Here is a 13487-nt window from a genome sequence, read left to right on the forward strand (position 1 = left end):
CGTGGCTATCGCCCTCCCTTGCGGCATGCGGCTCGCCGCGTGCGGCTGCGTTACTGCGATTTACGTACCCGCAGGTACCACTCCGACAGCAGGCGCACCTGCTTCTCGGTATAGCCGCGCTCGACCATGCGCGAAACGAAGTCGTTGTGCTTCTTCTGGTCTTCCTTGCTGGCCTTGGCGTTGAAGCTGATGACCGGCAGCAGGTCCTCGGTGTTGGAGAACATCTTCTTCTCGATCACCACGCGCAGCTTCTCGTAGGACAGCCAGCTCGGGTTCTTGCCGTTGTTGTTGGCCCTGGCGCGCAGCACGAAGTTGACGATCTCGTTGCGGAAATCCTTCGGGTTGCTGATGCCGGCCGGCTTCTCGATCTTCTCCAGCTCCTCGTTGAGGGCGGCACGGTTGAGGATCTCGCCGGTCTCCGGGTCGCGGTATTCCTGGTCCTGGATCCAGAAGTCGGCGTACAGCACGTAGCGGTCGAAGATGTTCTGCCCGTACTCGCTGTAGCTCTCCAGGTAGGCGGTCTGGATCTCCTTGCCGATGAACTCGACATACCGCGGTGCCAGGTATTCCTTGATGAAGCGCAGGTAGCGCTCGCGCACCTCGGCCGGGAACTGCTCCTGCTCGATCTGCTGCTCCAGCACGTAGAGCAGGTGCACCGGGTTGGCCGCGACCTCGTGCGGGTCGAAGTTGAACACCTTGGAGAGGATCTTGAAGGCGAAGCGGGTCGACAGCCCGTTCATGCCCTCGTCGACGCCGGCGGCATCGCGGTATTCCTGGATCGACTTGGCCTTGGGATCGGTGTCCTTGAGGTTCTCGCCGTCGTAGACGCGCATCTTCGAGTAGATGTTGGAGTTCTCCGGCTCCTTCAGGCGGCTCAGTACCGAGAACTGGGCGAGCATCTTCAGGGTGTCAGGCGCGCAGTGTGCCTGGGCCAGCGAGCTGTTGGTCAGCAGCTTGTCGTAGATCTTCACCTCGTCCGAGACGCGCAGGCAGTAGGGGACCTTGACGATGTAGATGCGGTCGATGAACGCCTCGTTGTTCTTGTTGTTGCGGAAGCTGTGCCATTCCGACTCGTTGGAGTGCGCCAGGATGATGCCGCTGTAGGGAATCGCGCCCAGGCCCTCGGTGGAGTTGTAGTTGCCTTCCTGGGTGGCGGTCAGCAGCGGGTGCAGCACCTTGATCGGCGCCTTGAACATCTCGACGAATTCCATCAGGCCCTGGTTGGCACGGCACAGCGCGCCCGAGTAGCTGTAGGCGTCGGCGTCGTTCTGCGGGAATTCCTCGAGCTTGCGGATATCCACCTTGCCGACCAGCGCGGAGATGTCCTGGTTGTTCTCGTCGCCCGGCTCGGTCTTGGCCACGGCGATCTGGTTGAGGATCGAGGGGTAGAGCTTGACCACCTTGAACTGGCTGATGTCACCGCCGAATTCCTGCAGGCGCTTGGTTGCCCAGGGCGACATGATCGAGCTCAGGTAGCGCCGCGGGATGCCGTAGTCCTCCTCGAGGATCTGCGCATCCTCGGCCGGGTTGAACAGGCCGAGCGGCGACTCGAACACTGGCGAGCCCTTGATGGCGTAGAAGGGTACCCGCTCGATCAGCTGCTTGAGCTTCTCGGCCAGCGACGACTTGCCGCCGCCCACCGGACCCAGCAGGTAGAGGATCTGCTTCTTCTCCTCCAGGCCCTGGGCGGCGTGGCGGAAGTAGGCGACGATCTGGTCGATGCAGTCTTCCATGCCGTGGAAGTCTTCGAACGCCGGATAACGGCGGATCACCTTGTTGGAGAAGATCCGCGACAGCCGTGGGTCGGTGGAGGTGTCGACCAGTTCGGGTTCGCCGATGGCCATGAGCATGCGCTCGGCCGAGGTGGCGTAGGTGCTCGGGTCCTGCTTGCACAGATCGAGGTATTCCTGCAGGGAGTATTCCTCCTGCCGGGTCGCTTCGAATCGTTGCTGGAAGTGGCTGAAAATGCTCATGACTTCACCTCGGTCGCTGCACGGTGTAGGCGTTGTCATCAGGCATCCCGGAGCCCGGCCGCAACCGCGGCCAGCGGAGTTCCCCCGAACACCCAATGGTCGAAACCTTAATCCGAAGCCGTTTCCCGGCTTTCATCGTTTGGATGGCCTGAGCTAAAGGATAGTTCGGATTCAGCGGCGTAAAGGGCGGCGAGGGCTTTTTGCGTCGGTCGGCAGGAGGCAATGGCGGTGCAGGCCGCGGGGCGCTTGGCCTGCACGGGGACACAAAAACTTACGACTGCTCGTCGCGCTCGACATCCTGCGGGTAGGTCACGCGCCACAGCTCGAAGCCACCATCGAGACTATAGACGTCGGAGAAGCCCTGGCCTGCCAGGTAGGCTGCCGCGCCCTGGCTGGAATGGCCGTGATAGCAGGTGACGATCAGCGGGTGGTCGAGGTCGGCAGCGGCGATGAAGTCGGGCAGCGAGTAGTTGTCCAGGCGGGTCGAGCCGGCGATGTGGCCGTTGGCGAAGCTGTGCGGGTCGCGGATATCGACCACCACCGCGCCATCGCGGCGCATCTGCTGGGCCTGTTCGGGGGCTATGCGCTTGAATTCCATCAACTCGGTCTCCCATGGTCGCAGTCGCAGCGCAGCATCTCGCCGCTGTCCAGGTTCATCAGCGTCATCGCGTTGCCCCACACGCAGCCGGTGTCCAGGGCGAAGACGTTGGGTTCGTCGCAGCGCCCCTCCAGCGCGGCCCAGTGGCCGAAGACGATCTTCACGCTGCGGGTCTTGCGCTGGGGATGGCTGAACCAGGGCGCGTAGCCGTCCGGTGCTTTGTTCAGCCCTTCCTTGACCTCCAGCTCCAGGGTGCCGTCGGCCTTGCAGAAGCGCATGCGGGTGAAATAGTTGGTGATCAGGCGCAGCCGCGGCACGCCGTGCAGCTCCTTGTTCCACTTTGCCGGCTCGTTGCCGTACATGCCGTCGAGGAACGGCAGCAGCAATGCATCGTCCTGCAGCGCCGTCTCGACCTCGGCCGCGCGCCTGAGCGCCTTCTCCAGCGTCCACTGCGGCGGGATGCCGGCATGCACCAGCGCGGTGTGCCGGGCCTGGTCGTAGTGCAGCAGCTTCTGCCGGCGCAGCCAGTCGATCAGGTCGTCGCGGTCCGGCGCCTGGAGGATGTCCTGGAAGGTGTCGGCCTTGCGCAGGCGCTCGATGTCGTGTGCCACGGCCAGCAGGTGCAGGTCGTGGTTGCCCAGCACGGTGATCGCCGAAGCGCCGAGGGCCTGCACATAGCGCAGCGCCTCGAGTGACTGCGGGCCGCGGTTGACCAGGTCGCCGGCCAGCCACAGGCAGTCCCGCGAGGGGCTGAAATCGACCTGTTCGAGCAGGCACTTGAGCGGTTCGAGGCAACCCTGCAGGTCGCCGACGGCATAGGTGGTCAATGCAGTGCTCCGGGTACGGCGAGGCGGAACGGCGCGATGACGGCATCGAAGCGATGGCCATCCTCGGCGAGCATCTGGTAGCTGCCCTGCATGGTGCCGACGCGGGTCGCCAGCAGCGTGCCGCTGGTATAGACGTGGCGCTCGCCCGGTGCCAGCAGCGGCTGCTCGCCGACCACTCCGGCGCCGCGCACTTCCTGCACCTGGCCATCGCCATCGGTGATGATCCAGTGCCGGGAAAGCAGTTGCGCCGCGACCTGGCCTTGGTTCTCGATCGTTACCTTGTAGGCAAAGGCATAGCGGTTTTGTTCCGGCTCGGAATGGTCGGCGAGGTACTGGGGAACGACGCTGACGTCGATGCGGTAGCGCGGGTCGTCGGACATGGCGGGCTCGTCGTGGCGGGCGCCCTACTGGCGCAGGGCGAGTTGGTCGGAAAGGCGGACGAAGGCCGCCAGGTCCAGCTGCTCGGGGCGCAGGCCGCCGTCGACACCGGCGGCCGCGATGGCCTCGGCGTCCAGCAGGCCCTTGAGCGTGTTGCGCAGGGTCTTGCGCCGCTGGTTGAAGGCCTCGCGCACGACGCGCTCGAGCAGGCGCGGGTCCTTGGCCGGGTGCGGCAGCTCGGCATGCGGCACCAGGCGGACGATCGCCGAGTCCACCTTCGGCGCGGGGTTGAAGGCGCCGGGGCCGACATTGAACAGGTGTTCGACCCGGCAATGGTACTGCACCATGATCGACAGCCGGCCCCAGTCGCCGCCACCCGGCTCGGCGGCCAGGCGCTCGACGACTTCCTTCTGCAGCATGAAGTGCATGTCGCGGATCAGCCCGGCATGTTCGAGCAGGTGGAAGATCAGCGGCGTGGAGATGTTGTAGGGCAGGTTGCCGACGATGCGCAGGCTGCCGGGCTCGCCGCCGAGCTGGCTGAAGTCGAACTTCAGGGCGTCGCCCTGGTGCAGGTGAAAGTTGCTGCGCTCGGCGAAACGGCCCTGCAGGATCGGGATCAGGTCCAGGTCGAGCTCGACCACGTCCAGCTGGGCACCGCTGTCGAGCAGGCCCTCGGTCAGTGCGCCCTGGCCGGGGCCGATCTCCACCAGCCGCTCGCCGGCGCGCGGGTGGATGGCGCGCAGGATGCGGTGGATGACGCCGGCGTCATGCAGGAAGTTCTGGCCGAAGCGCTTGCGCGCACGGTGTTGGTACTCGGACATAGAGGGCAGCTCCAGGCTTCAAGCTGCAAGCATCAGGCAAGAGCGTAAAGCGAAAAAGGCAAGGGCGCGAAGCTTATCAGCTGCGCCCGCCCGCGACACGCCTTGCCGGGTGCCGCTAGGCCGCCTCGCCGCCGGCCGCCATCTGGTAGGCCGTCTCCAGCGCGACCCTGAGGCTGCCGGTGTCGATGCGGCCGGTGCCGGCCAGGTCCAGCGCGGTGCCGTGGTCGACCGAGGTGCGCACGATGGGCAGGCCGAGGGTGACGTTCACCGCGGCGCCGAAGCCCTTGTACTTGAGCACCGGCAGGCCCTGGTCGTGGTACATGGCCAGTACCGCGTCGCAGTGTTCGAGGTGCTTGGGGGTGAACAGCGTGTCGGCCGGCAGCGGGCCGTGCAGATCGATGCCCTCGGCACGCAGCCGCTCGAGGGCCGGCTCGATGATCTCGATTTCCTCGCGCCCCAGGTGGCCGCCTTCGCCGGCGTGGGGGTTGAGTCCGCAGACCAGGATGCGCGGGCGGGCGATGCCGAACTTGCCGACCAGATCGGCATGCAGGATGCGGGTCACCCGCTCCAGGCGCTCGGCGGTGATCGCATCGGCCACCTCGCGCAGTGGCAGGTGCGTGGTCACCAGCGCCACGCGCAGGCCGTCGGTGGCGAGCATCATCACCACTTGCGGGGTCGCGCTCAGCTCGGCGAGAAACTCGGTGTGCCCGGAGAACGCCACGCCGGCTTCGTTGATCACGCCCTTGTGCACCGGCGCGGTGATCATCCCGGCGAAGTCGCCGGCCAGGCAGCCGTTGGCCGCGCGGGTGAGCGTCTCGAGTACATAGGGCGCGTTGCCTGGGTCGAGCCGGCCAGGCTGGGACGGGGCGCGCAGCGGCGTGTCCCAGACATACAGGCTGCCGGCCGGCGCGGGCTCGCCGGGCCAGACGCCGGGGCCCGTCGCGAGCAGCTGGATGTCCAGGCCGAGGGCCTGGCTGCGCTCGCGCAGCAGCTCGAGGCTGGCGATGGCGACCAGCGGCCGGGCCTGCTGCTCGCGGGCCAGCAGCAGGCACAGGTCCGGGCCGATGCCGGCGGGCTCGCCAGGCGTGACAACGAAGGGGCGGGAAAGGGTCATCGAAGCGCTCTCGCAAGGGGGGTGGCCGGTTGCCGGAAATGAAAACGGGGTGGCGGCCTTCCGGCCATCACCCCGCGTCCTGTTGGGCTTGCAGCGTGCAATCTAGAGCTTGATCTCGACGTAGGCCTCGTCGCGGATCTGCCGCAGCCAGGCCTGCAGTTCCTCGTCGTAGCGACGGTTGCGCAGCAGGTTGCGCGCCTGCTGCTCGCGGAACTCCTCGCTGGTGTCGGTGGCGCGGCGGCCCAGCACTTCGAGGATATGCCAGCCGTAGGGCGACTGGAACGGCTGCGAGAGCTGGCCACTGGCGGTGTTGCTCATCACCTCGCGGAACTCGGGCACCAGCGAGGCCGGGTCGATCCAGTTGAGGTCGCCGTCATTGAGCGCCGAGCCCGGGTCTTCGGAGAAGTTGCGCGCCAGCTCGGCGAAGTCCTCGCCGGCCAGGATGCGTTCGCGCAGGCGCCGCACCAGCAGCTGGGCTTCCTCCTGGCTGCGGATGGCGCTGGGCTTGATGAGGATGTGGCGCACGTGCACTTCGTCGCGGACCTGGGTCTCGCCACCGCGCTTTTCCAGCATCTTGAGGATGATGTAGCCCGGCGGGGTGCGCACCGGCTCGGTGAAGTCGCCGGCGGCCAGTTCGCGGACCTGGCTGTCGAACGGCGGTGGCAGCTGGGCCGCCTTGCGCCAGCCCATGTCGCCGCCTTCCAGGGCATTCTCGCTGGCCGAGCGGGCCACGGCCAGGCGGGCGAAGTCGGCGCCCTGCTGCAGCTGCTCATAGGTATCGCGGGCGGTGCGCTCGGCGGCCTGGATGGTCGCCGGGTCGGCGCCCTCGGGGATCGGGATGAGGATGTTGGCCAGCCGGTACTCTTCGGAAAGCTGCAGCTTGCCCAGATCCGAGGCCAGGAAGTTGCGCACCTCCTGTTCGGAGACCTGGATGCGCTCGGCGACCCGGCGCTGGCGCACGCGGCTGATGACCATCTCGCGGCGGATCTGCTCGCGCGCGGTCTCCAGGCTCAGGCCGTCGCGTGCCAGCGCCTCGCGGAACTGCGCGGGACTCATGTTGTTGCGCTGGGCGATGGTCGCCATCGCCTGGTTCAGTTCCTCGTCGGAAATACGGATGCCCGAGCGCTCGCCGATCTGCAGCTGCAGGTTCTCGCTGATCAGGCGCTCGAGCACCTGCTGGCGCAGCACCTCGACCGGCGGCATCTCGGCGCCACGCTTGTCGATGGTCTGGCGCACTTCGCCGATGCGCTGCTCCAGCTGGCTCTGCATGATCACGTCGTTGTCGACGATGGCGACCACGCGGTCCAGCGGTTGCACCTGGGCGGTGGCCGGGGTCACGAGCGTCGCGCTGCCGAGCAGCAAGGCGCCCAGCATGAGCGGGCGCAGGAGGTCAGAAAGCTTGGTCTTCACGTTCACGGTAGCCTTGGATGCCTTGTTCGAGGAAGGTTTCGGTGGCGTTGCCGACAACGCCGCCGAGGCCCTTGAGGACGATCTGCAGGAAGATGCCGCTGTCCGGCTCGTCGTTGAAGTCCGGGTTGAGGCTGGTCTCGTCGTAGTCGACCCAGTAGCGATTGATCAGGCGCAGCTTCCAGCAGCAGCTGTCGTACTCGAAGCCGCCGAAGGCCTCCAGCGTGCGGCTGCGGCTGTAGTCATGTTGCCAGCGCCCGATGACGCTCCACTGCGGGACGATCGGCCAGATGAACGAGAAGTCATGCTGGTTGATCTTGTAGTAGTCCTCGATGTACTCGGCGCTGCCTGGCGTGCCGTAGTCGCCGCCGTACTTCCAGGTACCGGTGGCCTGGTCGAAGCGGATGGTGTCGTTGCGATAGCGGTAGCCGAGGTTGACGATCTTGTTCGGGTTGGCCTCCGGCTGGTAGTGCCACATGGCGCTGCCGGAGCGGGTGCGGCCCTGGTCCGGGTCCCAGTTGAAGGTGGAGGTGAAGCGCCAGTCGCGGTTGTAGCGATACTGGTATTCCAGCGCATAGGGCGATACCGAGCTCTGGGCGTCGGGGCGGTCGGCGGTGGTCATGCCCGGCAGCTGCACTTCGCGGTCGCGGAAGTAGTAGATCTGGCCGATGCTGAAGCGCTGGCGCTCGAAGCCGTTGGGTTCGATCCAGCGGTTGGTCACCCCCAGCGACAGCTGGTTGGCATCGCCGATGCGGTCGCGGCCGCTGAAGCGGTTCTCGCGCCACAGCGAGGAATAGCTGAAGCTGGCCTCGCCAGTATCGAACACCGGGATGTCGTCCTGCTCCTCCTCGGGAACGTAGAGGTAGAACAGGCGCGGCTCGAGGGTCTGCCGGTAGTCCTTGCCGAACCACTGGCTGTCGCGGTCGAAGTACAGGCCGCTGTCGACGCTGAAGATCGGCACGCTGCGGTCGGGCGAATCCTGGAAGTCGGCGACCTGGCTACGCCCGCGGCTGTCGAGGTCCAGGTCGTACTGGGTGTAGGCGTACTTGAGCGATGGCTTGAGGAAGCCCCAGGTCCACTCCAACGGCAGGCTGACGCCCGGCTCCAGGTGCAGGCGCTCGCCTTCGGCACGGGTCAGGCCACGCAGGCGATCGTCGTACCATTGCTCCGGATTGCCGTCCTCGTTGTAGAAGAAGCCGTCGCGCAGGCTGCGCTGGAAGCTGACGAACTCGGTCTTGTAGGCGAAGTTCAGGCCGCCCGGCTGGAACGGCAGGCGCCCGTCGAGGGTGAGCTGCGGCAGCCGCTCGTAGGGCGTGATGTCGGCCACGGTGGCGCGCTCGTAGGCCTGGGCGTTGAGCCGCGCGGTGTAGGAGTCGCCGCGGTAGGTGAGCGTGCCGCGCTGGTTCAGGTGGTCCGGCAGGCTGATGCCCAGGTTGGTGTCCAGGTCCTGGAAATAGTAGGGGTCGCTGATGTCGGTGTAGTCGACCTCGGCGAGCCAGCGCGAGTCCAGGCCGGTGCGATGCTGCCAGCTATACATCCAGCGCTGGTCCTCGTACTCGGACTGCAGCTTGCGATCGTCGTTGCTGTCGTCCAGGTAGGCGGCGCCGAACTGGCCTTCGCTGCTGCGGGTCAGGTAGCGGAACTCGCCTTCCATCAGCAGCCCGCGGTCGGACATGTAGTGCGGGTACAGCGTGGCGTCGAAGTTCGGCGCCAGGTTGAAGTAGTAGGGCGTCTGCAGCGAGAGCCCGGTGTCGCTGGACGAGCCGATGCTCGGCGTGAGGAAGCCGGACTGGCGGCGATCGTCGATCGGGAAGTAGATGTACGGCGTGTAGAACACCGGCACGTCCTTGACCCGCAGCGTCACGTTGGTCGCCGAGCCGAAGCCGGTGGCCGGGTTGAGGGTGACGTTGTTGCCCTGCAGGTGCCAGGTGTTCTCGCCCGGCTCGCAACGGGTGTAGGTACCGTCCTTGAGGCGGATGATCGCGGTTTCCTCGCGCTTGGCGTACAGCGCGCTGCCGCGCACCTTGCCCGAATGCACCACGTACTCGGCGTTCTCGACCTTGGCCTCGCCGTTGTCGAGGAGGATTTCCGCGCGGTCGCCGACCATCAGCGCGTCGCGGTCGCGCAGGCGCACGTTGCCGACCAGTTCGCCGCGGTTCTCCAGCTGATGCAGCCGCGCCTCGTCGGCCTCGGCCTGGATGCTGCCCTGGCGCAGGACCACGTCGCCGGCGAGGGTGGCGATCTCCTGCTCCTGCTCGTAGCGGGTGGCCTTGGCCGATACATAGGTCGGCGCCTCGCTCATCGGCGTGTCGTCGAACTTGCCCGGGCGATTCGGCTCGACATAGGTGCCGGCGCAGTAGGGGCCGGTCTCGGCGAGCTGCGCCGGGGTCAGCTGGTCGCGCGGGACCCAGTCCAGGTGGCTGTAGTCCTGGCTGCGCGAAGCCAGTGCGCGGCCCTTGCTCTCGGTGACCAGCCTGGCGCTGGTATCGGGGCGCTCGGCCTGCTGTTCGCCGGCGCCGGCGCCGGCGGTTGCCGCCGCCGGGCGTGGCGGCAGTACGCGGCTCGGTGCGCTGCTGGCGCAGCTCCAGCCGCCACCCGCGCCTGGCTGGCAATCGAACTGCTCGGCTGCACTGACGAAAGGAACGGCAACGGGTTGCAGGGCAAGCAGGCTACCGGTGACCAGGAGGGGAAACTTTCTACGAAACGCGGGATATCTGACTGCCATCTTGTTCTTTGGTCCGTGCTTGCGGCGAGCCATCGGCCGGCAGACCGCAGGCCTCTCGATGGGCTGAAAAAGATGCTGGATAATAAAGCATGACCTGCCCATCGGCTAGCGCCGCGGAGACCCCTGGATGCCCCATCAAGACCCACGCCTGTCGGGCTTGCACGCCTGGCTGGCGCTGCAGTTGCCCGTTGTTTTCCATGCTCGCGGCTGGGGCGAAGTGCCCGCCGGCCAGCTGAGTCCGGCCAGCAGCGACGCCAGTTTTCGCCGTTATTTCCGCTGGGAGGGCGGCGGCCGCAGCCTGATCGTGATGGACGCGCCGCCGCCCCAGGAAGACTGCCGGCCGTTCGTCAAGGTCGCGGCCATCCTGGCGGCCGCCGGCATCCACGTCCCCGAGGTGCTGGTCGCCGATCTCGAGCAGGGCTACCTGCTGCTGGACGACCTGGGCCGCAACACCTACCTGGACGTCATTGACGAGGCCAACGCCGACCGCCTGTTCGCCGACGCCGTCGCGGCGCTGATCGCTTTCCAGCGGCGCCCCGTCGAGCAGCCGCTGCCGCTGTACGACGAGGCCCTGCTGCGGCGCGAGCTCGAGCTGTTCCCCGAGTGGTACGTTCGCCGGCACCTCGGCCAGGCCTTCGACGCCGCGCAGCAGGCCCGCTGGGAGCGGATCTGCCGGCTGCTGATCGATTCGGCGCTGGCCCAGCCGCGGGTGCTGGTGCATCGCGACTACATGCCGCGCAACCTGATGCTGAGCGAGCCCAACCCCGGCGTGCTGGACTTCCAGGACGCGGTGCTCGGCCCGGTCAGCTACGACATCACCTCGCTGTTCAAGGACGCCTTCCTCAGCTGGCCGCAGGCACGGGTCGATGCCTGGCTGGAGGGCTACTGGCACCAGGCGCGCGCGGCTGGCATCGCGCTGCCCGGGACCTTCGCCGGATTCCAGCGCGACAGCGACCTGATGGGCGTGCAGCGCCACCTGAAGGTGATCGGCATCTTCGCGCGCATCTGCCATCGCGACGGCAAGCCGCGCTACCTGGCCGACGTGCCGCGCTTCTTCGCCTACCTCCGCGAGGTGCTGGCGCGCCGGCCGGAGCTGGCCGAACTGGGCGAACTGCTCGACAGCCTGCCCGAGGTCCGCGCATGAAGGCGATGATCCTCGCCGCCGGCAAGGGCGAGCGTCTGCGGCCACTGACCCTGCACACGCCCAAGCCGCTGGTGCGCGCTGGTGGCGTGCCGCTGATCGAGTACCACATCCGTGCCCTGGCCGCGGCCGGCTTCGACGAGCTGGTGATCAACCACGCCTGGCTCGGCGAGCAGATCGAGGCCTATCTGCAGGACGGTGCGCGCTTCGGTGTGCGGATCCGCTATTCGGCCGAGGGCGAGCCGCTGGAAACCGGCGGCGGCATCCTGCGCGCGCTGCCGCTGCTGGGCGAGGCGCCGTTCCTGGTGGTCAACGGCGACATTTGGACCGAGTACGACTTCGCGCGCCTGCGCCGGCCGCTGGCCGGGCTCGCGCACCTGGTGTTGGTGGACAACCCCGAGCACAACCCGGCGGGCGATTTCATCCTCTGCGGCGAGCGGGTCAGCGCGACCGGCGAGGGCCAGCCGCTGACCTACAGCGGCATGGCGGTGCTGCATCCGGCGCTGTTCGCCGGCCAGCGGCCCGGTGCCTTCCGCCTGGCGCCGCTGCTGCGCGAGGCCATGGCGCAGGGGCAGGTCAGCGGCGAGCGCTTCGCCGGGCCCTGGGTCGACGTCGGCACCCACGAGCGCCTGGCCCAGGTCGAGCGCCTGGTGGAGGCGCGGCGTTGAGGTTCTGGCCGCTGACGCTGGTCGGCATCCTGCTCGGCGGGTGGCTGGCCAGCATTCCCGGCGCCCTGCTCGGCGGGCTGCTCGGCCAGGTGGCGGACCGGCGGCTCGGCCTGGACGGCTGGCCCAGCGTGCTGGCGCTGCTGCGGGGCCGGCCGCTGCTGCGCGGGCATGACCTGCTGTTCTTCCTGCTCGGCCGCCTGGCCAAGAGCGGTGGCCGGGTCAGCGAGGCGCATATCCGCGTGGCCCGCGGCGAGATGCAGCGCCTGGCTCTTGGCAGCGATGCGCAGCGCGCGGCGATCGAGGCCTTCTATCGCGGCAAGCGCGACGGCATCGGCCTGCGCACGCCGCTCGGCCGCCTGCGCGGCCGGCGTGACGAGGCGCGCCGGTTGCTACAGGCCTGCTGGCGCATGGCGCGTGCCACGGGAAGCATCGGCCAGCGCCAGCACGAGCTGATCCTGCTCTGGGGCAAGTGGATGGGCTGGGCGCCGGGCGAAGTCGCGGCGCTGGACGTCGCGCCGCGCGCCGCCGGCGAGGCGCCGGCCAGCCGCGGTGGAGCCTACGAGCAGGCCCTGCGGCTGCTCGGTGTGCGCGCCGATGCCGAGCCCGAGGCGATCAAGCGCGCCTATCGGCGCCTGCTCAGCCGCCATCATCCGGACAAGCTCGCCGGCGCCGGCGCCAGCCCTTCGGCGGTACGCGAGGCGACCGAACGCACCCGCGAGCTGCATGCGGCCTACGCGCTGGTGCGCCAGCGCCGCGGTTTCCGCTGAGGGCTCAGCGCGGGGTCTCGCGCTCGAGCCAGCCGCGTACCCGGCGCACCAGCTGCTGCTGGTCGGCGTAGCGATCGCCCTGCAGGTTCGCCAGGGCCACCTGTCGATAGTCCTGGTGGCCGGCGCGACGCATGGCATCGCGGCGCTGCGCCGCCTGGCGCAGGGCTGCCGGGCGACTGCCGGTCTGAAAGTCGCCGATGCCGACCGCCAGCTGCGCCAGGTCGCGCTCGATGGGCTGTTCGGCATCGGCGGGCAGGCGCGGATCGACCAGGACCAGTTGGCCGACTTCCTTCGACGGGCTTTGCGCCAGGTAGCGGGCAGCCCAGTAGGCCCCCGTGCCATGGCCGAGCAGCACCAGCGCCGGCGCCTGCAGGCCGCGTGCGTGCTCGACCGCCGCCGCCAGCCGTGCCTGCATGCGCTCGGCCTGGCCCGGTTGCGTGGGTTGCTGATCGGCCTCCGGCACCGCTTCGGCAGGCTCGTCCTGTTCCGCCGCGGCGGTCTGCTCGGGCAGGTGGCCGGCCGCAACAGGGTCTGCCGAGGCTGGCTCGGCGGCGGTCGTGGTGTTTTCGCTTGGCGTGTCGGCGGTGGCCGGCGGCTGTTGCGGCGCAAGGCGCGGCCCGGGGCTCCAGACGGGATCGGCCGGCGTCAGGCTGAGGGTGTGCCAGCCCTGCTCGGCCAGGCCGTGGCGCAGCGGGGCGACCACCCGCGGCCAGTCGGCGGTCTCGCCCTCGCCCGGGACGATGATCACCACGCCGCGCGGACGGGCGCTGCTGGCTGGCTGCCAGAGCGCGAGGAAGCGCTCGTCGCCGCCCAGCTGCAACTGCGCCGCGGCGTCGAGCTGGCGTTGCAGGCCGGCCGCCAGGGCTTCTTCGCGGGACTGCGGCGCCACGCGCTCGGCCGGCGCCGGTTGCTCGGCAGGCGCCGGCTCGGCGGCCGGTTCCTCCTGCGCGAGGACGAGCGGCGGCAGGCCAGTGGCTAGCGCGGCATTGAGCAACAGCGCGAAGGCGGGCAGGCGGCGCATTGGGCGGTCTCCGGTAATCGGCGCCGGCCCCACGCTGGCACCGGCAA

12 protein-coding genes are annotated in these 13487 nt (G+C 68.4%); 3 read left to right on the forward strand and 9 right to left on the reverse strand.

Annotated features, from left to right (window positions below):
- Positions 1-50 precede the first annotated feature (50 nt).
- The 8 genes from L3N39_RS05375 to L3N39_RS05410 form a co-directional block, all read right to left on the reverse strand.
- Positions 51-1973 (reverse strand): PrkA family serine protein kinase, encoded by a 1923-nt coding sequence (locus L3N39_RS05375; RefSeq protein WP_237256257.1) that lies wholly within the window; start codon positions 1971-1973, stop codon positions 51-53.
- A 271-nt stretch (positions 1974-2244) separates the two neighbouring features.
- Positions 2245-2574, reverse strand: coding sequence for a thiosulfate sulfurtransferase GlpE (gene glpE / locus L3N39_RS05380; RefSeq protein WP_237256258.1), 330 nt, complete (start codon positions 2572-2574; stop codon positions 2245-2247).
- Complete coding sequence (locus L3N39_RS05385; protein ID WP_237256259.1) at positions 2571-3398, reverse strand: symmetrical bis(5'-nucleosyl)-tetraphosphatase; 828 nt, start codon at positions 3396-3398, stop codon at positions 2571-2573. The genes glpE and L3N39_RS05385 overlap by 4 nt, the downstream gene beginning before the upstream one ends.
- Positions 3395-3778, reverse strand: coding sequence for a Co2+/Mg2+ efflux protein ApaG (gene apaG, locus L3N39_RS05390; protein ID WP_237256260.1), 384 nt, complete (start codon positions 3776-3778; stop codon positions 3395-3397). The genes L3N39_RS05385 and apaG overlap by 4 nt, the downstream gene beginning before the upstream one ends.
- Before the next feature lie 24 nt (positions 3779-3802).
- Complete coding sequence (gene rsmA, locus L3N39_RS05395) at positions 3803-4597, reverse strand: 16S rRNA (adenine(1518)-N(6)/adenine(1519)-N(6))-dimethyltransferase RsmA (protein ID WP_237256261.1); 795 nt, start codon at positions 4595-4597, stop codon at positions 3803-3805.
- A gap of 115 nt (positions 4598-4712) precedes the next feature.
- A complete protein-coding gene (pdxA, locus tag L3N39_RS05400; RefSeq protein WP_237256262.1) occupies positions 4713-5711 on the reverse strand; it encodes a 4-hydroxythreonine-4-phosphate dehydrogenase PdxA in 999 nt (332 codons plus the stop codon).
- Between the two features lie 102 nt (positions 5712-5813).
- The gene (locus L3N39_RS05405; RefSeq protein WP_237256263.1) at positions 5814-7121 is read right to left on the reverse strand and encodes a peptidylprolyl isomerase; all 1308 of its coding nucleotides are present in this window, start codon (positions 7119-7121) and stop codon (positions 5814-5816) included.
- Complete coding sequence (locus L3N39_RS05410; RefSeq protein ID WP_237256264.1) at positions 7102-9843, reverse strand: LPS-assembly protein LptD; 2742 nt, start codon at positions 9841-9843, stop codon at positions 7102-7104. The genes L3N39_RS05405 and L3N39_RS05410 overlap by 20 nt, the downstream gene beginning before the upstream one ends.
- A 127-nt stretch (positions 9844-9970) precedes the next feature.
- Between L3N39_RS05410 and L3N39_RS05415 the strand changes: the two genes are divergently transcribed.
- From L3N39_RS05415 to L3N39_RS05425, 3 genes are read left to right on the forward strand one after another with little or no spacing between them, the layout of a single operon-like run.
- Positions 9971-10987 carry an aminoglycoside phosphotransferase family protein gene (locus tag L3N39_RS05415; RefSeq protein WP_237256265.1) on the forward strand — a complete coding sequence of 339 codons (1017 nt, stop codon included), beginning with the start codon at positions 9971-9973 and terminating at the stop codon, positions 10985-10987.
- Positions 10984-11652, forward strand: coding sequence for an N-acetylmuramate alpha-1-phosphate uridylyltransferase MurU (gene murU / locus L3N39_RS05420; protein ID WP_237256266.1), 669 nt, complete (start codon positions 10984-10986; stop codon positions 11650-11652). Before L3N39_RS05415 ends, murU begins: the two co-directional genes overlap by 4 nt.
- Positions 11649-12419: a DnaJ domain-containing protein gene (locus tag L3N39_RS05425; protein WP_237256267.1), complete on the forward strand. Its 771-nt coding sequence runs from the start codon at positions 11649-11651 to the stop codon at positions 12417-12419. The genes murU and L3N39_RS05425 overlap by 4 nt, the downstream gene beginning before the upstream one ends.
- 4 nt (positions 12420-12423) lie before the next feature.
- Here the strand turns inward: L3N39_RS05425 and L3N39_RS05430 are convergent, their stop codons facing one another.
- Positions 12424-13440 (reverse strand): DUF3530 family protein, encoded by a 1017-nt coding sequence (locus tag L3N39_RS05430; RefSeq protein WP_237256268.1) that lies wholly within the window; start codon positions 13438-13440, stop codon positions 12424-12426.
- Between the last annotated feature and the right edge of the window lie 47 nt (positions 13441-13487).

The sequence above is a fragment of the Pseudomonas oligotrophica genome (genome assembly GCF_021726475.1).
GTDB lineage: Bacteria > Pseudomonadota > Gammaproteobacteria > Pseudomonadales > Pseudomonadaceae > Stutzerimonas > Stutzerimonas oligotrophica.